This is a genomic window from Solimonas soli DSM 21787 (assembly GCF_000474945.1).
Classification (GTDB): domain Bacteria; phylum Pseudomonadota; class Gammaproteobacteria; order Nevskiales; family Nevskiaceae; genus Solimonas; species Solimonas soli.
The window spans coordinates 338,170-360,094 of sequence record NZ_AXDW01000001.1; the positions used below are offsets into that span (position 1 = coordinate 338,170).

23 protein-coding genes are annotated in these 21,925 nt (G+C 69.0%); 14 read left to right on the forward strand and 9 right to left on the reverse strand.

The genetic code is table 11. The features are described from left to right. Positions 1-54: 54 nt before the first annotated feature. The 8 genes from K344_RS19635 to pspF all read right to left on the reverse strand — a co-directional run bounded on the left by K344_RS19635 (position 55) and on the right by pspF (position 8,953). Positions 55-345, reverse strand: a complete 291-nt coding sequence (locus tag K344_RS19635) for a hypothetical protein (protein ID WP_043113456.1) — start codon at positions 343-345, stop codon at positions 55-57. After that, positions 342-995: a tetratricopeptide repeat protein gene (locus K344_RS0101615; RefSeq protein WP_043113458.1), complete on the reverse strand. Its 654-nt coding sequence runs from the start codon at positions 993-995 to the stop codon at positions 342-344. Before K344_RS0101615 ends, K344_RS19635 begins: the two co-directional genes overlap by 4 nt. Next, positions 979-3,840 carry a tetratricopeptide repeat protein gene (locus K344_RS19640; RefSeq protein WP_051361764.1) on the reverse strand — a complete coding sequence of 954 codons (2,862 nt, stop codon included), beginning with the start codon at positions 3,838-3,840 and terminating at the stop codon, positions 979-981. The genes K344_RS0101615 and K344_RS19640 overlap by 17 nt, the downstream gene beginning before the upstream one ends. Next, entirely contained in the window at positions 3,837-5,489 is a 1,653-nt protein-coding gene (locus K344_RS0101625; protein ID WP_157622709.1) for a hypothetical protein, read from the reverse strand. The genes K344_RS19640 and K344_RS0101625 overlap by 4 nt, the downstream gene beginning before the upstream one ends. Next, positions 5,452-5,664 (reverse strand): hypothetical protein, encoded by a 213-nt coding sequence (locus tag K344_RS0101630; protein ID WP_028079211.1) that lies wholly within the window; start codon positions 5,662-5,664, stop codon positions 5,452-5,454. Before K344_RS0101630 ends, K344_RS0101625 begins: the two co-directional genes overlap by 38 nt. 146 nt (positions 5,665-5,810) lie before the next feature. Beyond that, the gene (locus K344_RS22710; protein WP_245586085.1) at positions 5,811-7,016 is read right to left on the reverse strand and encodes a CmpA/NrtA family ABC transporter substrate-binding protein; all 1,206 of its coding nucleotides are present in this window, start codon (positions 7,014-7,016) and stop codon (positions 5,811-5,813) included. Between the two features lie 5 nt (positions 7,017-7,021). Then, complete coding sequence (locus K344_RS19650) at positions 7,022-7,615, reverse strand: ANTAR domain-containing response regulator (RefSeq protein ID WP_245586066.1); 594 nt, start codon at positions 7,613-7,615, stop codon at positions 7,022-7,024. Between the two features lie 291 nt (positions 7,616-7,906). Next, on the reverse strand, positions 7,907-8,953 hold the full coding sequence (gene pspF, locus K344_RS0101645; RefSeq protein WP_028079212.1) for a phage shock protein operon transcriptional activator: 1,047 nt from the start codon (positions 8,951-8,953) through the stop codon (positions 7,907-7,909). 208 nt (positions 8,954-9,161) lie between these two features. On the opposite strand from pspF, the gene K344_RS0101650 reads away from it, so the two are divergent. The 11 genes from K344_RS0101650 to K344_RS0101705 all read left to right on the forward strand — a co-directional run bounded on the left by K344_RS0101650 (position 9,162) and on the right by K344_RS0101705 (position 18,208). After that, positions 9,162-9,401, forward strand: coding sequence for a hypothetical protein (locus tag K344_RS0101650; protein WP_028079213.1), 240 nt, complete (start codon positions 9,162-9,164; stop codon positions 9,399-9,401). Between the two features lie 41 nt (positions 9,402-9,442). Then, on the forward strand, positions 9,443-10,129 hold the full coding sequence (locus K344_RS0101655) for a PspA/IM30 family protein (RefSeq protein WP_028079214.1): 687 nt from the start codon (positions 9,443-9,445) through the stop codon (positions 10,127-10,129). A gap of 3 nt (positions 10,130-10,132) precedes the next feature. After that, positions 10,133-10,375 carry a hypothetical protein gene (locus K344_RS0101660; RefSeq protein WP_043113461.1) on the forward strand — a complete coding sequence of 81 codons (243 nt, stop codon included), beginning with the start codon at positions 10,133-10,135 and terminating at the stop codon, positions 10,373-10,375. Continuing rightward, entirely contained in the window at positions 10,362-10,787 is a 426-nt protein-coding gene (locus K344_RS0101665; RefSeq protein ID WP_028079216.1) for a PspC domain-containing protein, read from the forward strand. The genes K344_RS0101660 and K344_RS0101665 overlap by 14 nt, the downstream gene beginning before the upstream one ends. 14 nt (positions 10,788-10,801) lie before the next feature. Further along, complete coding sequence (locus tag K344_RS0101670; RefSeq protein WP_028079217.1) at positions 10,802-11,011, forward strand: hypothetical protein; 210 nt, start codon at positions 10,802-10,804, stop codon at positions 11,009-11,011. 64 nt (positions 11,012-11,075) lie between these two features. After that, positions 11,076-11,711 (forward strand): TetR/AcrR family transcriptional regulator, encoded by a 636-nt coding sequence (locus K344_RS0101675; RefSeq protein ID WP_028079218.1) that lies wholly within the window; start codon positions 11,076-11,078, stop codon positions 11,709-11,711. 128 nt (positions 11,712-11,839) lie between these two features. Next, the gene (locus K344_RS19655; RefSeq protein ID WP_084196816.1) at positions 11,840-14,227 is read left to right on the forward strand and encodes an efflux RND transporter permease subunit; all 2,388 of its coding nucleotides are present in this window, start codon (positions 11,840-11,842) and stop codon (positions 14,225-14,227) included. After that, complete coding sequence (locus tag K344_RS0101685) at positions 14,224-15,582, forward strand: DUF1329 domain-containing protein (protein ID WP_028079219.1); 1,359 nt, start codon at positions 14,224-14,226, stop codon at positions 15,580-15,582. The genes K344_RS19655 and K344_RS0101685 overlap by 4 nt, the downstream gene beginning before the upstream one ends. Positions 15,583-15,837: 255 nt before the next feature. After that, the gene (locus K344_RS19660) at positions 15,838-16,146 is read left to right on the forward strand and encodes a hypothetical protein (RefSeq protein ID WP_043113462.1); all 309 of its coding nucleotides are present in this window, start codon (positions 15,838-15,840) and stop codon (positions 16,144-16,146) included. 38 nt (positions 16,147-16,184) lie between these two features. Continuing rightward, positions 16,185-16,862, forward strand: a complete 678-nt coding sequence (locus K344_RS0101700; protein WP_028079220.1) for a response regulator transcription factor — start codon at positions 16,185-16,187, stop codon at positions 16,860-16,862. A 53-nt stretch (positions 16,863-16,915) separates the two neighbouring features. After that, on the forward strand, positions 16,916-18,208 hold the full coding sequence (locus tag K344_RS0101705) for an ATP-binding protein (protein ID WP_245586068.1): 1,293 nt from the start codon (positions 16,916-16,918) through the stop codon (positions 18,206-18,208). Positions 18,209-18,229: 21 nt separating this feature from the next. On the opposite strand, the gene orn is transcribed toward K344_RS0101705, so the two are convergent. Continuing rightward, the gene (gene orn, locus K344_RS0101710; RefSeq protein WP_028079222.1) at positions 18,230-18,787 is read right to left on the reverse strand and encodes an oligoribonuclease; all 558 of its coding nucleotides are present in this window, start codon (positions 18,785-18,787) and stop codon (positions 18,230-18,232) included. A 78-nt stretch (positions 18,788-18,865) separates the two neighbouring features. Here orn and K344_RS0101715 point away from each other — a divergent pair, with 78 nt between their 5' ends. From K344_RS0101715 to K344_RS0101725, 3 genes are read left to right on the forward strand one after another with little or no spacing between them, the layout of a single operon-like run. Then, a complete protein-coding gene (locus tag K344_RS0101715) occupies positions 18,866-20,248 on the forward strand; it encodes a pyridoxal-phosphate dependent enzyme (RefSeq protein ID WP_028079223.1) in 1,383 nt (460 codons plus the stop codon). Between the two features lie 15 nt (positions 20,249-20,263). Then, the gene (locus K344_RS0101720; RefSeq protein WP_028079224.1) at positions 20,264-21,433 is read left to right on the forward strand and encodes a cystathionine gamma-synthase; all 1,170 of its coding nucleotides are present in this window, start codon (positions 20,264-20,266) and stop codon (positions 21,431-21,433) included. Between the two features lie 56 nt (positions 21,434-21,489). Next, on the forward strand, positions 21,490-21,825 hold the full coding sequence (locus K344_RS0101725; protein WP_028079225.1) for a 4a-hydroxytetrahydrobiopterin dehydratase: 336 nt from the start codon (positions 21,490-21,492) through the stop codon (positions 21,823-21,825). Positions 21,826-21,925: the final 100 nt, after the last annotated feature.

Genomic DNA, 21,925 nt, shown 5'->3' on the forward strand with positions numbered 1-21,925 from the left:
GTGCCGGCGTCGTGCGGGCGCCGCCAGCGCCATCCATTCGTTTTCCGGGAAACTTCAGCGCGGCTCGGTGCGCACGCGGCGATACGCCGCGTTGGCCTCGTCCGACGCCGTGAGTGCGTGCAGCTGCGCCGCCTCGATCGGCGTCGCGCCGGGCACGTATTGCGCCGGCGGACGATCGATGTCGCTCGGCGCTTCTTCCTGCCAGGGCAGGAGATACAGGCCGACCGCCGTCTCGCGCTCGCCGATGATGGTCGTGCCGGCGGTCTTTTCGCCGGAGTCCTGCGCGAAAGACGCGGGCGCGGCGATCAGGGCGACGAGCGCGACCGACAGCTGTGCGAGTTTCATTTCTGCGCTCCGGCGACCATGCCGCCGCCGGCGGCGGCCTTGCGCGATTCGAGTTCGCGAATCCAGACGGCGACCATCGGCTTGTCGTCGAGCCCGGCGATCTGCTGATACTGCTTGTAATGCGCCAGCGCATCCTGCGGGCGGCGCAGGGCCAGGTCGTAGAGGATCGCCAGGTTGTAGTGCGCCGGCGCGTAGTCGGCCTGCGCGGCGAGCGCGCGCTGGTAGCACTGCTCGGCGCGCGCGAAATCGCCGCTCTCCCGATACAGCACGCCGAGACCGTTGAGCGCCACGGCGTTGCGCGGATTGGCCTGCACAGCCTGATTGAAGGCGGCGATCGCCTTCGCCGGCTTGTGGACCTGCGCGTAGAGAATGCCGAGGTCGGTGGCCGGCCCGGACAGCTTCGGATAATCCGCGCTCAGCACTTCGAGCGCGTTGATCGCCTCGTCGCGCCGGCCTTCCTTCATCAGCTGCAAGGCGGCGGCGAAACGCGCCTGCGGATCGCCCTTGCCGTCATCGGTCTTCGCCGCCGCGCGCGGCGGCGTGCTCGTCGCGGCACGCGAGAGTTCCGGGCGCGTCGGCGTGCCGCTGCCGCAGGCGGCGAGCAGCGCGCACAGCGCGGCGATCCACAGAGAGCTACTGCAGCGCGTCATAGCGGTCCTCGCGCATTTCGTGTTTGCCGTAGCGCGCCGGCGCCAGTTCGGCCAGCGACGCGGCGCTACGCCGGATCGCATCGTTCCACAGGCCCTGACGGACGCGGCCGAGATTGGCCTCGTAGGCTTCGATGGATTTCTGCTCGAACGGATCGGCCTGCTCCTCGAGCAGGATCTGATACTGCTCCAGCGCATCGCCGCTCAGGTTCCTCGGTCGCTCGGAATGCAGCAGCGCGGCGCCGAAATCGCGGTAGACGTTGCCGATCTCGTCGCTCGCCGCCGTGGTGATGTCGGCGTCGTTGCTGTTCGCCGCGCGCAGCAGCGTGGCGATCGCCGTCTCCGCCGCCTGCTTGCGGCGCGGCAGGCTCCTGGCGATCGGCGCGTCGAGTGCGATGCGCCGCGCCGCCTCCGCATCGAGCCGGCCGAGTTCGAGATTGGCCTGCGCCGCCATCAGCGCCGATTGCGGCGTGCGGCGCCCGCCGGCGTCGACCGCGACCAGGGTCTGCAGCCAGCGGCGATAGGTCGCGTCGTCGTGCAGCTCGTCGCGGGCGAGATCGGCGAGACGACGGCGCGCCTGCAGCTCGCGGTCGAGCGGCTGCGCGAAGCCGTCGAGGCTTGCCTCGTAGGCCTGCGCGGCCGGCGCCGCGAGCCTGGCCTTGTCGTAGAGCAGCGCGGCCTGCCAGGCGGCGTCGCGGCGCAGTTCCGGCGCCTCGCCGTCGCGCGCGGCGATGCGCCGGTAGGCGGCGGCCGCGGCGGCGAGCTGGCCGTCCTGCTCGTAGGCGAAGGCAAGCTTCTTGTCGACGTCGGCCAGCAGCGCGTGCTGCGGATAGCGTGAACGGAATGATTCGAGCGCCATCTCCGCGGCGCGCCAGTCCTTCAGCGTCATCAGTGCCGTCGCCGCATCGTAGTCGGCGGTGGCGCGGATGCTCGCATCGGGGGCCAGCTGACCGACGCGCTGGAAAGCGGCCGCCGCCGCGCGCGGGTCGCCGGCATCGCGCGCCGCTTCACCCTGGCGATAGATCGCCGTCGCCAGGCGCTCGACCCTGGCGCCGCGCTGCTCGGGCGCCACGCCGCTCTGCAGCAGCGCCAGGTACGCGGCCTCGGCCTTGGCGTAGTCCTTGGCACTGAACTGCGAATCGGCGATCACCGTCAGCAGTTCGGTGCGCTGCGCCGGCGTCGCGCGCCCGGCGTCGAGCGCGCGCTGCGCGACGCCGATCGCCGCGGCTTCCTTGCCGGTCTCGTAGAGATCCTGGGCGCTGCGCGTCAGCGCCGCCGTCCACTGCGGATGGTCGGGGTAACGGTCGGCGAAGCGCTGCGCCGAGGCGATCGCCGGCGCCAGCGCCGCGGCACGCTGCGCCGGCGGCACTTCGCCGGCGAGGCGCTGCCAGGCCTGCAGCGCGGCGTAGGCGGCTTCCGCGCCGTGGCGATTGCCGCTGTCGTAGGCGATCGCTTCGTAACGCTGCGCCGCGTCGCGCGTGCGGCCGCCGTCGTACAGCGAATCGGCGTAGTGCATGGCGATTTCGGCGGCCCCATCAGTGAATGCTACGCCGGCCGGCTCGAGTTCGAGACGGCGCCGGTACCAGTCGGCGGCGACCAGGAATTCCTTGCGGCGCGCGTCGCCGTCATCGGCCGGCATGTCCTGCGCCCGCGCCCGGTGCCAGCGGGCGAGATCGTCGAGGTCGCCGCGCAGCGCCGTCAGCACGGCCTCGGGCGGCGCCGCGTTCGCGCCTTGCGCCTGCCAGTAGGACGTGCCCGGGCTGTAGCGCTGCACATAGGTTTCCCTGGCGGCCATCATCGGTTCGTTGAAACCGCCGGCTTCGTAGGCGGCGATCGCGCGCTGCTGGAAGTCCGGCGCGAGCCGATGCTGCGGATGGCGCTCGATGAAGGCGGCGTAGACCTGCGCGGCGTCGACGTAGCGGCGCTGCTCGAGCAGGGTGCCGCCGAGCGCGGCGTAGAGCAAGGTGGCGAAGCGCGGTTCGCCGTGCTGCGCGAGATAACGGTTGATCGCCACGCCGCCGCCGAGCGCGGCGAACGAGCGGCCGGCGAGACTCAGGGCATCGCCGGCGAAATCGCCCTTGCGCTTCTCGGCGGCGGCGAGCGCGATCTTCGGATCTTCGAGCGTGCCCGGCGGCAGGTCGCTGTCGAGAATCGACAGCAGCACCGGCAGCGCGGTTTCGTACTTGCCTTCCTGATAGAGCGTCCAGCCGTACTTGGCGCGCGCCGGCGCGAAGTACGGCGTGTCGGCGCCCTGCGCGACGACCGCCGCGTACAGCGGCTCCGCCTCGTCGTAGCGCTGGCGCAGGTAAAGCAGCTCGGCGGCGCGGAAGCGCGCATCGGCGACCAGCGGCGAGCGGCCATAACGCTGGCCGAGATCGCGCAGCGCGACGATCGCCGCATCGTTGTCGCCGGCGAGCTGCTCGGCGCGCGCGAGCTGATAGATCGCCAGATCGTTGGCCGGATCGTCCGGGTACTCGCGCAGCAGCTGCCGGTAGATGGCGATGGCCTGCGCGACGTCCGCCGAGGAGGTCGTGCCGCCCTCGCCGTCGTCCGCCAGTTTCACGCGCAGATAGGCGGCGCGGCGCATGGCCTCGGCGCGCATCGCCGGATCGGCGTCGCGCAGCGCGATGATGCGGTCGTAGTGCGCGATCGCCTGGCGCGGGTCGGGCTTGACCGCTTGCGACGGTTCGATGCGAAGGATGTTCGGCGTCTTGACGATGAAGCGGCCGTTTTCGGTGAGGCCGTTGTTCTTGGTCACCGAGCCCACCGTCGGCACGTCGTCGGCCCGCGCCGCGCCGGCCGTCATCGCCAGCAGCACCATGGCCCAGCGGCTGAGACGAAACTTCATTGCTGTGCGACTCCGTGCGGATCGCGATCGTAGATGCGCGCCATGGCGAACTCCGCTTCGGCCTGATAGCGCGTCGTCTGCTGTTCGAGCTTCTGCAGCACGCCGAACATGGCGCTCTGCAGCCGCGCCGCCGCGGCGGCGCTGGCGGCGGCGATGCGCCCGCGCAGCGCGCCGGGGCTCGCCGACGTGTCGCCGGCTTCGCCGCGCGCCGCCAGCAGGCGGTCGAGCGTGCGCAGCTGGCGATACTCGCGCAGCGGTTCGGTGACGGCGGCGTCGGCCACCAGCATGCGCAGCGGCACCGCCAGCGCGTCGTCGCGCTGCTCGACCAGCAGGCGCGGCCAGCCGCTGGAGACATCGGCGTCGCGCGCATCGAGCGCCGCCAGCACCTGGCCGCCGCTGATTTCGCGACGCGCCGCCGCCAGCATGCCGTGCGCCGTGTCGAACGTGGCCAGGGCACGCTCGTAGTAGCGGCGCGCCTGCTCGTGCGCGCCGAAATGGTCGAGCGCGTACGGAATCGCCAGCAGGCCTTCCTGCACGGCCGGATCGAGCGGGTCGCGGCCCAGCAGCTCGGCCCAGGGAATCAGCGCGCGACGCAGATCCTCGGCGCGCGCGCCGGAGGCGATGGCCTGCAGATAGCGGAACGGCGTCTGGCGCCGCGTCGCGGCGATCGCGTCGGCGCCATTGGGCCGCAGCGACACCTCGCGGGCCGCGGCGTTGGCGTTGCTCGGCCACAGGTAGCACCAGCCGAGCCCGAGCATGGCGGCGCTCGAATACGGCCCCGGGCTGCGCACGAGGCGGAAGTACGGCATCGCCGCCTCGCCGCGCCCGGCCGACAGCTCGCGGTAGCCGGCGCTGACGTTGGCGAGGTCGCGCAGGGCGAGCGCGTCGGCGCCGGCGCCGGCATCGGCACTGCCGAGCGCGGCCAGCGCGGCGACATCGCCGGCGCCGAGCGCCTGGTTGTAGGCGACCAGCGCCGTCGGCGCTTCGCCCGGTGCCGGCGCCGCCAGACCGAGCGCGCGATAGGCGGCGTCGAGGCGCTGCGGATCGCGCGCCGACGATTCCAGCAGCACCGCCGCTTCGACGGCGCGGCCGGTCGCCAGCAGGTAGTCGGCCTCGTGCTGCGGCGCGGCCGGCGTCGCCGGCTGCAGATCGGCGCGCGCGGCGCTGAGCATGCCGCCGTCATCGAAGATCAGCTGATAGGACTGCGCGGCGACGGTCACGGTCTGATCGAAGCTGGCCGAGTAGCGCGTCGCGCCCGGCTTGCCGGTCGCCGCCCGCGCGACGATTTCGCCGCGCAGGCGGTGCTCGCCCGGCGGCAGCGGCAGCACGCGCTTGAGCCCGCCGGCGACGAGGGCACGCGCCTCGTCCTCGCTGAACTGGTAACGGATCACGCTGCGGTCATCGACCTGCACGCGCAGGTCGCGCAGCAGCGGCGCTTCCGCGGCGGCGCCGACGTAAAGGACCGCGGCACTGTCGCCGGCCGGCGCGGCGGCGAGCAGTTGCAGGCTGGCGCGCGTCAGCTCGGGCACGCCTTCGGCGGCAATGGCGGCGGCGCTGGCGAACACCATCAGCAGCGGCGCGAGCCAGTGCCGCGAGCCGCCGCGGCGCACTTCAGGAGGCGCTGGCTTGCTGATCGATCGTGGAGACATGGGCACAGGCCATGGCGTTCGCATCCGTGCGCGGCGAACGCCGCGTCCGGCGCTCGCGGGCGCGCAGGGCATCACTGAGGGAAGACAGGAAGAACAGTAGCACCAGAGCGGCGGCGCAGATGACGATGAGCCGCACGGCGGGATCGATGAACGGGAACAGCACGGCTTCCTGCATGACTACGACTCCTGGCAATACGGCTGGGGAGATCGCGGGCATCGTTGGCCGCGGTATCGATCGGTCGTTCTCCGACCGCTCGGTCTCGCATCGGAACTCGATTCTTGAAAAGCAACCACTGTGCCACTTTGGTGCAGGCCGGCGTCTTATCCGGCGATCACCGCACGCGCGACGTCGCGGTTCCAGCCGCGCGCCGCGAGGTACTCGGCCGGGTTGGCGGGATCGAGTTCGCCGCCGTCGATGAAGCGCGACTCGACGATCGCGCCGTCGGCGCCGAGCGGCACCGCGCCCGCGCCTTCGCGAATCGCGTCGGTGATCGGCAAGGGCAGTTCGAGCGTCGCCGCCGCGTCGCAGAAGGCACGGACGTCGACCACCGAGGTGGTCAGCTCGGCCAGGCTCAGCGGCGTGCTCCATTGCCGCCAGCGCAGCATCTGCAGCGCGCACCACATGAGCTGCGAGCGCCGCGGAAAGGCCACGAGGCCCTGCGCGAAGCGCGGCGGCGTGCCGGCGCCCTGGCCGCGCAGCACCTGCTCGATCCACGAGTCCGGCACCGATACCACCTGCAGGCGATGCAGCAGCGTGGTCAGTTCGCGTGTGACGTCGCGGCTGGTCAGCTCGTGCAGTGCCGACATCACCGCCGCGAGCAGGGCGCGATGCGTTTGCGGGAACTGCTGCGCCCATTCGCGGGTGACGCCCAGTACTTTCTCGGCGCCGCCGTCCCAGATGCTGCTGGTCGGCGTGACCACGAACCCGAGGCCACCCTTGACCGCCGCCGTGTTCCACGGCTCGCCGACGCAGAAGCCGTCGACCGCGCCGCTCTCCAGCAGGCGCACCATCTGCGGCGGCGGCGCGACCGATAGTTCGATGCCGGCGGTGTCGAGACCGATGCCGCCGAGCGCGAGCCAGTCGCGCAGCAGATAGTGGTGCATCGAGAAGGCGAACACGTGCGCCAGACGCAGACGCCCGCCGCCGCGCACGTACTGCGCGACCGCGGCGGCGCTGTCGGCGACGTTCATGCCGGAACGCAGGCCGATGCGATCGGCCATCGAGCGCGAGAAGGTGATCGCCGAGCCGCCCTGCGACAGGCACAGGCCGGTGACCATCGGCACGCCGACGCCGTCGGCGCCGAGCGTGGCGGCGACCGGCATCGGCGACAGGCATTGCGCGGCGTCGAGCGCGCCGTAGGCCAGCCGATCGCGCAGGCTGGCCCAGGACACCTCGCGCACCAGTTCGACATCGAGTCCGGCGGCGCGGAAATAGCCGCGATGCTGCGCCCACAGCAGCGGCGCCGAATCGAGCAGCGGCATGTAGCCGACCGTCAGATGCGTGATCTCCGGCCGGAACGGCAGCATCAGGTTCACGGCGCCGACTCCAGCGGGTCGAGGCCGGCGCCGGCATCGAGCAGCTCGGCGGCGGCGAGCACGGTACGCGCCGCCTCGCCGATGGTGATGCGGCGCGCCATCGCGCTCTTGCGCAGCAGGGTGTAGGCCTGCGCTTCGTCGAGCTTGCGCAGGCGCACGAGCAGCGCCTTGGCGCGCTCGACGTCGCGGCGGTCGGCGAGCCGCGTGCGCATTTCGTCGAGCTCGTTGCGCAGCTTCTGGTGTTCGTGGAAGCGGGCGATGGCGACGTCGAGGATCGGCTTCAGGCGGTGCGCCGCCATGCCGTCGACCACGTAGGCCGAGACACCGGCGCGCACGGCGCGGGCGATGGTGTCCGGATCGGAATCGCGGGCGAAGAAAATGATCGGCCGCGGCACTTGTTGGGTCACGGCTGCACAGTTATCGAGCACGTCGCGCGCCGGATTGTCCATGTCGACGAGGATCACGTCCGGCCGCACGCGGCGCACGGCCGCCAGCAAGTCCTCGGTCGCCGACATGCGCGCGACCACATCGTGTCCCGCTGCGCGCAGCGCCTGCGTCACGAACGCGGCACGCGCCCCGTCGTCGTCCACCAGCACGACGCGCAAACATGTGCCCGGCCTGCTGGCTGGCGTCCCCCGCCGGTCTTTCGAAGGACCTAGCTCGTCGAGCATCTGCATCTCCACACCCCGCAGTCGCAAATGATCCAAATCACCGATGGGATCCGTGGCTACGGATCCGTCGCTGTGGACGTCTTTGTCCTGTGGGCCCCTGATCCGCAACCGGACCGCACGGCAACACTGCCGCTGGCACTAAGTCGTTGATGTGCCAATTCCGTGCCATTCGGGCACGTAGGGAAACGCCGTTGAAGCTTCAGATTTTTCTTACTCGCTATCGAGCAATTTGTACTTTTTCAGCAGGCCGCGGAACTGGTGGTAGGTCAGTTGCAGCAGTTCGGCGGCACGGCGCTGGTTGTAGCGCCCGTCTTCGAGGGCCTGGCGCAGGAGGCGCGTCTCGAAATCGGCCACCGCCGCCTCAAAATCGAGCGGCAGCTGCGGCACGGCGGCGATAGACGGCGGCTCCTGACTCGCCGGCGCCGCGACCGGCGGCGCGGCGCCGGCCAGCTGCGCGGCCATCGCGCGTGGCCGGTATGGCGAGGCGAACGGATCGAACTCGATGCTCTCGACCACGCGGCGCTCGTTCTCGAGGCGATACACCGCGCGCTCGACGACGTTGCGCAGCTCGCGCACGTTGCCGGGCCATTCATAAGAAAGCAGCGCGCGCTCGGCCGCCGGCGAGAAGCCGGCGAAGTACTCGCGGCCCAGCTCGCGCGACATGCCTTCGGCGAATTTCTGCGCGAGCAGCGGAATGTCCTCACGCCGCTCGCGCAGCGGCGGCACCGTGACGACATCGAAGGACAGACGATCCAGCAAGTCCTCGCGGAACCTGCCGGCGCGCGCCAGCGCCGGCAGATCGACGTTCGCCGCGCCGATCAGGCGCAGGTTGACCTTCACCGTCTCGCTCGAACCGACGCGCTCGAACTCGCCGTACTCGACCACGCGCAGCAGCTTTTCCTGCAGACGCAGCGACATCGAGGCCAGCTCGTCGAGAAAGATCGAGCCGTTGTTGGCCAGCTCGAAGCGCCCGACGCGCGTCTTCGCGGCGCCGGTGAAGGCGCCGGCGACGTGGCCGAACAGCTCCGATTCGAGCAATTCCTCGTTGAGCGCGGCACAGTTGAACTTCACGTAGGGCCGCGCCCAGCGTTCGGAGAGGTAGTGCACGCGCGCGGCGATCAGCTCCTTGCCGGAGCCGCGTTCACCGATGATCAGCACCGGCTTCGACAGCGGCGCGACCCTCGAGACTTTTTCCAGCACGGCCAGGAAGTTGTCGGCTTGGCCGAGGATCGGGTCGAGAGTGTCGCGCAGTTCCATGCCGGCATTCTGCTAGATGTTGGCGAAAATCGCCAAGAGGCGGCTTACAATCCCAAGCAATACGGCGCCGCGCCGCGATGCGGAAAAACAAATCAAATATAATTCAATGTGTTACGACTAAAGCCCGGCTTGGCACGGACCTGGCGTTATCACTCCCGTCAACCACTCACGCAGTGAACACTGCAGAACGCCAACAAGGGGATTTGCCATGAACTTCAAGAGCCACCTGATCAGCGCCGCCGCCGCCCTCGTCATGACCGGCGCCACCTTCGCCAGCATCAGCGGCTACGCGACCCATGTCGCCGACGCCGGCCACCAGCAGGCCGTGCAGCTCGTCGCCGCGACGACGGCCGCGCGTCCGGCCGACGTGCACGAGGTCAGCTACAACGCGGTCGACACTGAACTGCCGACGGTGACGGTCGTCGGGCACCATAAGCGCGCCGCGTAACCGCAGCGGCGCCGTACCCGCAGTTTTTCGAGGATGGATGGATGGGAATTTTTTCCAGAACGCGAGACGTCATTGATTCGAATCTGAGCGCCTTGCTCAACAAGGCCGACGATCCGGAGAAGATGGCGCGGCTCATCATCCAGGAAATGGAGGACACGCTCGTGGAAGTTCGCTCGACGGCGGTTCGCTTCCTGGCACGCAAGAAGGAGCTGCAGCGCGCGATCGACACGCTCGGCGCCGAAGCGGCCGACTGGGAAGCCAAGGCCGAGCTGGCGATCCGCAAGGACCGCGAGGATCTCGCCCGCGGCGCGCTCGCCGCCAAGCGCCGCGCCGGCGAACGCATCGACGAGGCGCGCCGCGAACTGGCGAGCGTCGACGTCGAGATCGGCAAGCTCGACGAGGACATCGGCAAGCTGCGCAGCAAGCTTTCCGAGGCCCGCCAGCGGCAGAAGAACATTCATCTGCGCACGCAGTCGGCGAGCTCGCGCATCAAGGTTCGCGAGCAGATCGACGACAAGCGCACGGCGACGGCCAGGACGGCGCTCGATCAGGCCGAGCGGGCGGCCGACGAGCTCGAATCGCGGGTCGATGCCTTCGAGCTCGGCGCCGATCGGCTGCGCGACGAGTTCGCGAAGCTCGGCGACGACAAGCTCGAAGACGAACTGGCAAGATTGCGCGCCAAGGCCGGCAAGCAATCGCCGATGGACAAAGACAAGGCGCAGGAGTGAGGGGTGGAAACCATTTCGGCATTGCTGATTCCGCTGGTCGCGGTCACGGGACTGTTCATCGTCATCCCGCTGCTGATCTTCCGGCACGTCGCGCAGAAGCGCGAGCTGGAGCTCAAGCACAAGACGGTCGTCAGCGGCGAGCTGACGGAACTGGCGGATCGACTGGAAAAACGTATCGACACGCTCGAGCGCCTGCTCGACGTGGAAGCTCCGGGCTGGAGGGAGAAGCATCATGAGCAGCACTAGCAGAGCGCCGCGCGACGACAACGGCACCCTGTCGGCCATGCGCCGCTATCCGGGCGAAGGCTGGATCGCCGGCGTCTGCGCCGGTGTCGCCGACTACTTCGGCTGGAGCGTGAAGGTCGTCCGCGTGCTGGTCATCCTCGCGCTGATCTTCAGCGGCTTCTTCCCGGTCGGCGTGATCTATCTCGCGCTGTGGTACCTGATGGACCCGGCCGACGCGCCGGCGCCGTACCGCGGCACGGGAGCCGGCGGCGGCCCGCGCACGCCCCCGGCCGGCGGCCGTCCCGGCGGCCTGTCGCCGGGCGACGCCAAGGCGCGCTTCGAGAAGCTCGACCGTCGCCTGCGCCAGATCGAAGCCTGCGTGACGCAGGACGAACTCGATCTGCGCCGGCAATTCAAGGATCTGGAGGCCTGAGGCGCGCACGCACCATGAACGCTCTGCTCTTCTTCATCGGCTGGTGCCTGCTCGCCGCGCTGTGCTGGCCGCTGGCGCTCCTCGCGCTGCTGCTGGCGCCGCTGGTCTGGCTGGTCTCGCTGCCGCTGCGCCTGGTCGGCATCGGCGTCGGCGCGGTGTTCGCGCTGATCGGCGCCCTGCTCTACCTGCCCGCTCGCCTGCTCGGCCATCGCCGCACGGCCTGATCGCGACGTTATCCGACGCCGCGATCTGGCGCGACGCGGCGGTTTCATCGAGAATCGCGGCCCTATGCCGCGCAAGCCAGCCCACGAGCAGTTCGATACCGTCAAGGCGATCGGCGATCAGGCCTTCGAGCTGTTCGGCCGCTACGGCTACGAGGGCGTGTCGATCGGCGACATCGCCAAGGCCGCCAGGCTCTCGAAAGGTGCGCTGTACTGGCATTTCCACGGCAAGGAAGCGCTGTACCTGGATTGCCTGAAGCGCCTGCACGGCATCTTCGACCAGTACATCTTCGATCCGATGCGCGCCGAGGCCGAGCCGGTGCGCGCGGTGCTGCACGTCTTCACCGGCCTGCAGAAGCTCCTGCTCGATCGCCGCGTCGCCAAAGGCGTCGCCGGCTACTGGCTGATTCCCTCGCGCCCCGAGACCGCGACGCTGATGGCGGCGCAGCGCACGTTCGAGGCGGCCTCGATCGCGACCCTGCGCGACGTGCTGCAGCGCGCCGGCGAACGCGGCCAGCTCGAGCTCGGCGGCGACGCCGACCAGATGGCACGCGCCGTCATCGCCCTCATCGAGGCCTGCGTCGTGCCGATGCGCCAGTACAGCGCCGAGGAGATGCACGGCATTCTCGCCGTGCTCGCCCGCACCCTGTTCCGCGCCTACGCGAAATCCGAACAGCTGCTGCAGCTGGCGCGCACGATCTGAATCCCTCGCGCTGACGCCAGCGCCAGACGGCGCTGCCGCGGCGGACCTTGTTCGCCCCGCCGGCCGCATCCCACAATGCGGCCAAGTCCGTCGCCGCGACGGACGCAGAACAAGAAACGGAGAAACGGGTGGGCCCCTACGCCGAACGCATCCTGCGCCGGGTCGAGCCGCTGGTGTACGCGCGGCGCTGGCTCACGTTCGGCATCCTGCTGGCCTTCACCGCGCTGATGCTCTGGCAGGCGCTGCGCCTGCAGCCGGATGCCGGCTTCGAGAAGCAGATCCCGCTCGACCATCCGTACATGCAGGTGTTCAAGCGCTACGAGAAGGCCTTCGGCGGCGCCAATCTGATTTCGATCGCCGTGATGCAGAAAACGCCGGGCGACATTTACGACCCGGCCTTCCTCGACGCCCTGCGCAAGATCACCGACGAGGTGTTCTTCCTGCCGGGCGTCGACCGCTCGCGGGTGACCTCGCTGTTCACGCCGGGCGTGCGCTACATCGAGAACGTCGAGGGCGGCTTCGCGTCCGGCGACGTGGTGCCGCGCGACTACCGGCCGACGCCGGAGATGCTGGCGCGCATCCGCGCCAATGTCGGCAAGGCCAGCATCATCGGTCGCCTGGTCTCGCTCGACCAGCGCGGCGCCCTGGTGGTCGCGGAGCTGCTCGAGCACGATCCGGAAACCGGCGCCCGCCTCGATTACCGCGAGGTGGCGCGCAAGCTGGAGGCCATTCGTGCACGCTACGAGAACGAGCGCATCGGCGTGCACATCATCGGCTTCGCCAAGGTCGTCGGCGACGTCGGCGACGCGGCCCACGAGGTCGTCGGCTTCTTCGTCATCGCGCTGGTCGCCACGTTCCTGCTGCTGTGGGCCTTCTGCGGCTCCTGGCGCCTGGCCCTGCTGCCGCTCGGCGCCGCGGTCGCCGCGGTCTGCTGGGAACTCGGCCTGCTGCGCGTCGCCGGCTACGGCCTCGATCCGTTCGCGATCCTCGTGCCGTTCCTGATCCTGGCGATCGGCGTGTCGCACGGCGTGCAGTACGTCAATGCCTGGCGCTACGAGGTCGCGGTCAACGATCTCGATTCGCTCGATGCCTCGGTCGCCACTTTCCGCCAGCTGTTCATTCCCGGCAGCGTCGCCATCCTCACCGACGTGATCGGCTTCGCGACGCTGGCCTTCATCAAGATCGACATCGTGCGCGAAATGGCGATCAACGCGGCGATGGGCATGGCGGCGGTCATCGTCACCAACAAGCTGATGCTGCCGATCGTGCTGTCCTGGGTGCGCGTGCACGACGTGCAGCGCTTCCGCGCGCAGCAGCGCCGGCGCGTGGCGTTTTCCGATCGCCTCTGGCGCCGCCTGTCGGTGTTCGCCAGCGGCCGCGCCGCGCTGCCGGCGCTCGCCGCCGCGGTCGTCGCGCTGGCCTGGGCGCTGTGGATGTATCCGAAGCTGACCGTCGGCGATCGCCAGATCGGCGTGCCGGAGCTGCGGCCCGACAGCCGCTACAACGTCGACTCGCGCGTCATCGGCCGCAACTTCGCGATCGGCGTCGACGTGCTCAAGGTCCTCGCCGTCGCCGGCGAATACGGCTGCGTCGATGCGCGGAAGATGGAAACGATCGACCGCCTCGCCTGGCATCTGCAGAACACCGACGGCGTGCGCTCGGTGCTGGCGCTGCCACAGCTCGCCAAGCAGGTGCGCGCCGGCTGGTTCGAGGGCGCGCCGAAGTGGCGCGTGCTGCCGCGCAACCAGGACCTCTCGCAGCTGGTTTCGCCGATTCCCAGCCAGCTCGGCCTCGCCAATCCGGATTGCAGCGTCATGCCGGTGCTGGTCTTCACGCAGGATCATCGCGCCGAGACCATCGACCGTGTCGTGGTGGCGGTGAAAGCGTTCAACAAGGCCAACGCCGGCGCGGGCGTCGACTTCGAGCTGGCCTCCGGCAATGTCGGCGTGTGGGCGGCGACCAACGAGGAAATCCGCGCGCGCGAGCTGCTGGTGATCGTCTGGGTGCACGCGACGCTCGGCCTGTTCGCCTGGCTGTCGTTCCGCAGCGGCGTCGCCGTGCTGTGCATCCTCACGCCGCTGGTGCTGTGTTCGCTGCTGACCTACGGCCTGATGGCGATGCTCGGCATCGGCATGAAGCCGGCGACGCTGCCGGTCGCCGCCTTCGGCGTCGGCATCGGCGTCGACTACAGCATTTACCTGTGGAGCGTGTTCGCGCGCCATCTGCAAGCCGGCTCCGCCCTGCGCGAGGCGTACTACGAGGCGCTGCGTCACACCGGCAAGGCGGTGGTCTTCACCTCGGCCTCGCTGCTGCTGTCCGTGTTCACCTGGCTGTTCTCCAGCCTGCAGTTCCAGGCCGACATGGGCCTGCTGCTGCTGTTCATGTTCAGCACCAATCTCCTTGGCGCCGTCGTGCTGCTGCCGGCGCTGGCCTGGCTGGCGCTCGGCCGGCGCCCGAACCCCGGCGCCGCCGCCGCAGTCCAACATCGAGAAACCCGAGGCGAGGACCGCTCATGAACCCGTCGCACAACCGGCCGCTCATCATCCTCGCGGCGCTGTTCGGGCTGGCGCTCGCCGCCAACGCGAGCGCCAAGGTCGACGGCGACGAAGCCGCCAAACTCGGCAAGGAACTGACGCCGATCGGCGCCGAGGCCGGCGCCAACGCCAAGGGCACGATCCCGAAATGGGACGGCGGCCTGCCAAAGGCCGACATGCCGCGCGGCGCCAATCCTTACGCCGCCGACAAGCCGCTGTACACGATCACCGCGCAGAACGTCGTCCAGTACGGCGAGGTGCTGACCGAGGGCTACAAGGCGCTGTTCAAGACCTTCCCCGACTACAAGATGATCGTCTACCCGACGCATCGCAGCGCCTCGTACCCGGCCTGGTTCTACGCCGCCACGAAGAAGAATGCGAGCACCGTCGAGCTGACCGACAACGGCTACGGCTTCTGTTGCGCGGCGCAGGGTTATCCGTTCCCGATTCCGAAGAACGGCACCGAAGTGATGTGGAACCACATCATGCGCTACAACACGCGCGGCCTGCGCGGCTACGTCAACTCGGCAGCGACCGCGCCCGACGGCAGCTTCGTCGTGCAGCGCGACTATGTCGAGCTGGCGTTCATGTACAACAATCCGGAGGCGACGCCCGACTCGATCAAGGGCATGAACCTCTACGCTTTCCAGAAGACCATCGCGCCGCCCAATCTCGCCGGCGAGGCGCACCTGCTGCACGTGCCGATCGACCGCATCGCCGACGAAACCGGCGTCTGGGTCTACAACAACACGGTCGGCCGCGCGCGGCGCATCGGCGAAGTGGGCTACGACAATCCGCTGTACGACGGCCTGATGACGCACGACCAGCTCGACATGTTCAACGGTCCGCTCGACCGCTACACGATCAAGCTGATCGGCAAGAAGGACCTGCTGATCCCGTACAACAGCTACAGGCTCTACGACCCGAAGCTGAAGTACAAGGACATCGTCAAGGCCGGCCACATCAACCAGGACCTCGCGCGCTACGAGCTGCACCGCGTCTGGGTCATCGAGGCCAATGTGAAGCCGGGCTTCGCGCACCGCTACAAGAAGCGCGTGTTCTATCTCGACGAGGACTCGTGGATCGTCCACGCGCAGGACATCTACGACGAGCGCGACCAGTTCTGGCGCACCGCCGAGTCGCATTCGATCGCCTTCGCCAATGTGCCGGTCGTGGTCAACGGCGTGCAGGTCCACTACGACCTGCAGTCGCGGCGCTACGTCATCATCAACATGACGAACGAAGAACGAAAGCTCATGGAATACGACGTCGGGCAGAAGCCCGACTACTTCTCGCCGGCCACGCTGAAGCGCTTCGCGACCACCGCGCAGCAGTGAGTGAGGCCCGGGAGCCGCTCTGGTCGTCGACCTTAGTTGCTGAAAAATCGATAAAAAGTTAAGGACGAATTCAGTTTATCGCGATACGCTGGCGCCGATGAGATGCTGCATGCAGCCACGTCGAGCAACGGAAGGACGATCATGAGCCAGTTGACGCACTTCTCCTGCCGCGTGGCCGCCGGCCGAGCTCTTCACGATGTCGCCCCGCCCGTCCGGTGCGTGGACGTTCGCGCCGGGGCCGATTAAATTCCGGCCATGCCCATCTTCCGGACCGTCGCCGCGCTGATCGTCAGCGGCATGTTGCTGCATGCCGCCGAGGCGGCGTATGCGCGGGCACCGGGCAAGGAGCGCGAGAGCACGCCGCCGTCCTTGCCGCCGGCCGGCCTGGTGCAGGGCGAGTCGCTGCGCGCCCCGAGCGGCCCGGCCCTGACGCCGGACGACGCCGCCCGCGAGATCCAGCGCCGCCACGGCGGTCGGGTGCTGGCGGTGCAGCCGGACGGCGCGGGCTATCGCGTGAAGATGCTCAAGGACGGCGAAGTCCGCATCTATCAGGTCAATCCTTAGGCGGCGTTCGCCGCCATTCCAGCCAGGGAGTTTCATCCATGCGCGCTTTGGTCATCGAAGACGATCCGGATCTGCGCGAGCAGGTTTCCAAGTTTCTCAGCGACGAGGGCTTCGCCGTCGATGCGGCGGCCGACGGCGACAACGGCGCCTACATGGCCGAGGAGTATCCGGCCGACGTCGCCGTCATCGACCTCGGCCTGCCCGGCCTGCCCGGCATCGACGTCATCCGCCGCGTGCGCAAGGCCGGCCGCAAGTATCCGATCCTCATCCTCACCGCCCGCGACGGCTGGCAGAGCAAGGTCGAGGGCCTCGAAGCCGGCGCCGACGACTACCTCGTCAAGCCCTTTCACAAGGAAGAGCTGATCGCCCGCGTGCGCGCGCTGGTGCGCCGCGTCGGCGGCTGGACGCAGGCGACGCTGAGCTCCGGCCCTTACGTCGTCGACACCAGCGCCAAGTCGGTCGCGGTCGACGGCAAGCCGGTCGACCTGACCAGCTACGAATTCCGCGTGCTCGAATATCTGCTGACGCACGCCGGCAAGGTGATCTCGAAGAGCGAGCTGACCGAACACCTCTACACCGAGGACGAGGAGCGCGACAGCAACGTCATCGAGGTCTTCATCCGCCGCCTGCGCGCCAAGCTCGACGCCGACAGCCGCTACAACCCGATCACGACCCTGCGCGGCTCCGGCTACCGGTGGGATCTGCCGCGCGCCTGAGGCGCCCCCCGCGGCTCAGCTCACTGCGGGCGCGGCTGCTCGTTTCGACGGCCGTGGTCCTGCTGGTGTTCGTCGGCCTCGGCGGCTTCGCGCTCGAGAAGGCGTTCGAGAGTGCCCTGCTGCAGGCGCAGCAGGACAAGCTCGAGGGCCTGATCTACGCGCTGCTCGGCGCCGCCTCGCTCACGGAGGCCGGCGAACTCACCATCGCGCTCGACGCCGTCCCCGACCGCCGCCTGCGCGAGCCGCTGTCCGGCCTGCAGGCGGCGCTGTTCAACGAACTCGGCGTGATGGTCTGGAGTTCCTCGCATACGCTCGATGTACCGCCGCCGCCACATCTGCAGGTCGGCGAATGGCGCTTCCAGCGCCTGCGCTCGCCGGACGCCTTCAGCCTCAGCTTCGGTCTGCGCTGGGTCGATTCGGACGGCAACCAGCCGCGCCAGTACGTCGTCAGCGTCATCGACGACACCAGTTCCTTCGATCGCCAGCTGGTGATCTTCCGCCGCACGCTGTGGCTGTGGCTCAGCGCCACCGTCGCTGCGCTGGTCGTCACCCTGCTGCTGATCCTGCGCTGGGGCCTGGCGCCGCTGCGCAAGCTGGGCCGCGAGCTGCAGCTCATCGAAACCGGCCAGCAGACCGGCATCGAGGGCAGCTATCCCGACGAGCTGACGCCGCTGACGCGCGATCTCAATGCGATGATCGTCAACGAGCACAACCAGCAGACGCGCTACCGCAACGCGCTCGGCGATCTCGCGCACACGCTGAAGACACCGCTGGCCGTGCTGCGCGGCGTGTCGAGCGACGGCAACATTCCGTCGCCACAGCAGCAGCAGCTGCACGAGCAGCTGAGCCGCATGCAGCACATCGTCGATCACCAGCTGCGCCGCGCCGCCGCCGCCGGCAGCCGCACGCTGACCGAGCCGGTCGTGCTGCGGCCGCTGGCGGAGAAGCTGATGATGGCGCTCGCCAAGGTCTACGGCAGCCGCAACATCCGCTTCGACAACGCGCTCGATCCGGGCCTGCGCCTGCGCGCCGACCAGGGCGATCTCTACGAGCTGCTCGGCAATCTGCTCGACAACGCCGCCAAGTACGGCAACCGCCGCGTGCGCATCGCCGCGCAGGTCGACGGCAAGCTGTGCCGCATCGACGTCGACGACGACGGCCCGGGCTTCCCGCAACAGCCGGAGAAACTGCTCGAGCGCGGCGTGCGCGCGGATACGCGCAAACCCGGCCAGGGCATCGGCCTGGCGGCGGTGCGCGAAATCATCGAGGCCTACGGCGGCAATCTGACGCTTGAACGCGCGCCGCTCGGCGGCGCGCGGGTCAGCGTCATCCTGCCCTTGCGCTGACGAGCATCGCGCGCCCGGCGCTCACACCGCCGGGAAGCGCAGGAAGTGGTTGCGGTAGTAGCGCAGTTCCTCGATCGACTCCTTGATGTCGTCGAGCGCCAGATGCTTGCTCTGCTTGTTGTAGCCCCTGGCGATGTCCGGCGCCCAGCGCGCGCAGAGTTCCTTGAGCGTGCTGACGTCGAGATTGCGGTAGTGGAAGAAACGTTCGAGCGCCGGCATCCAGCGCGCGAGGAAGCGGCGGTCCTGGCAGATCGAGTTGCCGCACATCGGCGACTTGCCGGCCGGCACCCATTTCTCGAGGAAGGCGATCGTCTGCCGCTCGGCCTCGGCATCGTCGATACCGCTCTCGCGCACGCGGCGCGTCAGGCCCGACCTGCCGTGCTGGGTCACGTTCCACTCGTCCATCATCGCCAGTTCCTCGTCCTTGCGGCGGATCGCCAACACCGGGCCTTCGGCGAGGATGTTGAGATGCAGATCGGTGACGACCGTGGCGATCTCGATGATGCGGTGCTGCTCCGGAACCAGGCCGGTCATTTCCAGATCGATCCAGATCAGGTTCAGCGGATTCGGTTCGGTCACGGGGTTTTCTTTCATTCGAGGGATCGGGGAGCGATGGTATCGTGAAGCCATCGCGCACAACACGACGCGGAGGAGCCGATGGCCCACCAAGGGGCTCACCAGGGTGCGATCCTGCAGGCGATCGGCAACACGCCGCTGGTCGAGCTGAAGAATCTCGATGGCGGCCACTGCCGCCTGTTCGCCAAGCTCGAGAACCAGAATCCGACCGGCTCGATCAAGGACCGCATCGGCCTGTCGATGATCGAGGCCGCCGAACGCGAAGGCCGCATCGCGCCCGGCGGCACGCTGATCGAAGCGACCGCCGGCAACACCGGCCTCGGCCTCGCGCTGGCCGCGAGCCAGAAGGGCTATCGGCTGATCCTCGTCATCCCCGACAAGATGGCGCAGGAGAAGATGCTGCATCTGAAAGCGCTCGGCGCCGAGTGCCGCATCACGCGCAGCGACGTCGGCAAAGGGCACCCCGACTACTACCAGGACGTCGCCGAGCGCCTGAGCCGCGAGATTCCCGGCAGCTTCTACGTCAACCAGTTCGCCAACCCGGCGAACCCGCTCGCGCACGAGGCGAGCACCGGCCCGGAGATCTGGGCGCAGATGGGCCAGATGCTCGACGCGGTGGTGGTCGGCGTCGGCAGCGGCGGCACGCTGACCGGCCTGTCGCGCTACTTCGCGCGCGTCGCGCCGCACGTCGAAATGGTGCTCGCCGATCCGCAGGGTTCGGTGCTGTCCGACGTCGTGCGCACCGGCAGGATCCAGAAGGAGGCCGGCAGCTGGCTGGTCGAAGGCATAGGCGAAGACTTCGTGCCGCCGAACTGCGATCTCGCCCGCGTGCGCCAGGCCTACGAGATTCCCGACCGCGAGAGCTTCGCCGCGGCGCGTGAACTGCTGCGCCGCGAAGGCATCCTCGGCGGCTCGAGCACCGGCACCCTGCTTGCCGCGGCGCTGCGCTACTGCCGCGACCAGACTGCGCCGAAGCGCGTCGTCACGCTGGTGCCGGACAGCGGCAACAAGTATCTGTCGAAGATGTACAACGATGCCTGGCTGTTCGAGCAGGGCCTGCTCGAGCGGCCGAGCGCCGGCGGCGTGGTCGATCTCATCGTGCGCCGCTACGCCGAGGGCTCGGCCGTCACCGTGCGGCCCGACGACTCCCTGCTGCACGCCTACCGGCGCATGAAGCTGTTCGACGTCTCGCAGCTGCCGGTGATGGACGGCGACCGGCTGGTCGGCATCGTCGACGAATCGGATCTCGTGCAGCACGTCGCGCTCGATCCGGCGCGCTTCCGCGATCCGATCGGCACGGCGATGGTCGGCAGTCTCGAGACCGTCTCGCCCGACGCGCCGATCGCCGACCTGCTGCCGGTGTTCGCGCGCGATCACGTCGCCATCGTCGCCGGCCGCGACGGCTTCGTCGGCTTGATCACCCGCATCGACCTGCTGAACTATCTGCGCAAGCAACTCGCCTGACAGGAGAGCCACACGATGAGCGATTCCTCGCCGCGCAGCGCCTTCGCGACGCGCGTCATCCACGCCGGCCAGGCTCCCGATCCCTCGACCGGCGCCATCATGCCGCCGATCTACCAGACCTCGACCTACGTGCAGTCCTCGCCGGGCGTGCACCAGGGCTACGAGTATTCGCGCTCGCAGAACCCGACGCGCTTCGCCTACGAACGCTGCATCGCCGATCTCGAAGGCGGCCGCCACGGCTTCGCCTTCGCCTCCGGCATGGCGGCCACCGCGACGCTGCTCGACCTGCTGGAGCCGGGCGCGCACGTGGTCGCCAGCGACGACATGTACGGCGGCAGCTACCGCCTGTTCACGCGCGTGCGCGCCGCATCGGCGGGCCTGCGCTTCTCCTTCGTCGACATGCGCGAGGCGAACAAGGTCGAGGCGGCGATCACCCCGGACACCAGGCTGATCTGGGTCGAGACGCCGACCAATCCGATGCTAAAGCTCTGCGATCTGGCGGCGATCGGCGCGATCGCGCGCCGTCGCGGCGTGCTCGCCATCGCCGACAACACCTTCGCCAGCCCGTATCTGCAACGGCCGCTCGAACATGGTTTCGACGCCGTGATGCATTCGGCGACCAAGTACATCAACGGCCATTCCGACGTGGTCGGCGGCATCGTCGTGGTCGGCGACAACGCGGAACTGGCCGACCGCCTGCGTTTCCTGCAGAACGCGACCGGCGCAATCGCCGCACCGTTCGACAGCTTCCTCGCCCTGCGCGGCGTGAAGACGCTCGCCGTGCGCATGCAACGCCACTGCGAGAACGCGCTGGCACTCGCGCAGTGGCTGGAAACGCATCCCAGGGTTTCCCGCGTGCACTATCCCGGCCTGCCTTCGCATGCGCAGCACGCGCTGGCCGCGCGCCAGATGCACGGCGGCTACGGCGGCATGATCAGCCTCGAGCTCAAGGGCGGGCTCGACGACGCGCGCCGCTTCCTCGAACGCTGCCGCGTCTTCGCGCTGGCCGAATCGCTCGGCGGCGTCGAAAGCCTGATCGAGCATCCGGCGATCATGACGCACGCCAGCGTGCCGCCCGAGGCGCGCGCCGCGCTCGGCATCAGCGACACGCTGTGCCGGCTGTCGGTCGGCATCGAGGATCTCGACGATCTGCGCGCCGATCTCGCGCAGGCGCTCGACGCCTGAGCGACGGCCAGGCGATACGCGTAGAATCGCGCGCCTTCCCGTCGGAACCGCCTGCCATGACCGATCTCGCCTCCCGTCGTTGCAAGCCCTGCGAGGGCGGTGTGCCCGCGCTCGATCTCGGCGCCGCCAGCAAGCTCAAGGAACAGCTGGACAAGCGCTGGAAATGGGCCCGCGAGGGCAAGGGCATCGAGGCCACGTTCGACTTCGACAACTACTGGCAGACCACCGCCTTCGTCAACGCCGTGGCCTGGATCGCGCACACGACCGACCACCATCCGGACATCAGCTTCGGCTACAAGAGCTGCACGGTGACGTACTGGACGCACACGGTGAACGGGCTGACCGAAAACGACTTCATCTGTGCGGCGAAGATCGACACGCTCCTCGACTAGCCTGGGGCCCCAGCCCCAGGCGTTCGCCGGGCATGAAGTGCCACTGGCACTTCATGAAATCCCCGGCTCACTCTGTGCGGCGAAGATCGACACGCTGCTG

Coding starts and splice junctions, on each gene's coding strand:
- K344_RS22710 (WP_245586085.1), bottom strand. CDS start 7,016: ATGCTGCCGTTCCGGCCGGAGATCACGCATCTGACGGTCGGCTACATG.
- K344_RS0101655 (WP_028079214.1), top strand. CDS start 9,443: ATGGGAATTTTTTCCAGAACGCGAGACGTCATTGATTCGAATCTGAGC.
- K344_RS0101615 (WP_043113458.1), bottom strand. CDS start 995: ATGACGCGCTGCAGTAGCTCTCTGTGGATCGCCGCGCTGTGCGCGCTG.
- K344_RS0101715 (WP_028079223.1), top strand. CDS start 18,866: ATGGCCCACCAAGGGGCTCACCAGGGTGCGATCCTGCAGGCGATCGGC.
- K344_RS0101685 (WP_028079219.1), top strand. CDS start 14,224: ATGAACCCGTCGCACAACCGGCCGCTCATCATCCTCGCGGCGCTGTTC.
- K344_RS0101630 (WP_028079211.1), bottom strand. CDS start 5,664: ATGCAGGAAGCCGTGCTGTTCCCGTTCATCGATCCCGCCGTGCGGCTC.
- K344_RS0101650 (WP_028079213.1), top strand. CDS start 9,162: ATGAACTTCAAGAGCCACCTGATCAGCGCCGCCGCCGCCCTCGTCATG.
- K344_RS0101670 (WP_028079217.1), top strand. CDS start 10,802: ATGAACGCTCTGCTCTTCTTCATCGGCTGGTGCCTGCTCGCCGCGCTG.
- K344_RS0101700 (WP_028079220.1), top strand. CDS start 16,185: ATGCGCGCTTTGGTCATCGAAGACGATCCGGATCTGCGCGAGCAGGTT.
- pspF (WP_028079212.1), bottom strand. CDS start 8,953: ATGGAACTGCGCGACACTCTCGACCCGATCCTCGGCCAAGCCGACAAC.
- K344_RS0101665 (WP_028079216.1), top strand. CDS start 10,362: ATGAGCAGCACTAGCAGAGCGCCGCGCGACGACAACGGCACCCTGTCG.
- K344_RS19640 (WP_051361764.1), bottom strand. CDS start 3,840: ATGAAGTTTCGTCTCAGCCGCTGGGCCATGGTGCTGCTGGCGATGACG.
- K344_RS0101675 (WP_028079218.1), top strand. CDS start 11,076: ATGCCGCGCAAGCCAGCCCACGAGCAGTTCGATACCGTCAAGGCGATC.
- K344_RS19635 (WP_043113456.1), bottom strand. CDS start 345: ATGAAACTCGCACAGCTGTCGGTCGCGCTCGTCGCCCTGATCGCCGCG.
- K344_RS0101625 (WP_157622709.1), bottom strand. CDS start 5,489: ATGTCTCCACGATCGATCAGCAAGCCAGCGCCTCCTGAAGTGCGCCGC.
- K344_RS0101720 (WP_028079224.1), top strand. CDS start 20,264: ATGAGCGATTCCTCGCCGCGCAGCGCCTTCGCGACGCGCGTCATCCAC.
- K344_RS0101725 (WP_028079225.1), top strand. CDS start 21,490: ATGACCGATCTCGCCTCCCGTCGTTGCAAGCCCTGCGAGGGCGGTGTG.
- K344_RS19660 (WP_043113462.1), top strand. CDS start 15,838: ATGCCCATCTTCCGGACCGTCGCCGCGCTGATCGTCAGCGGCATGTTG.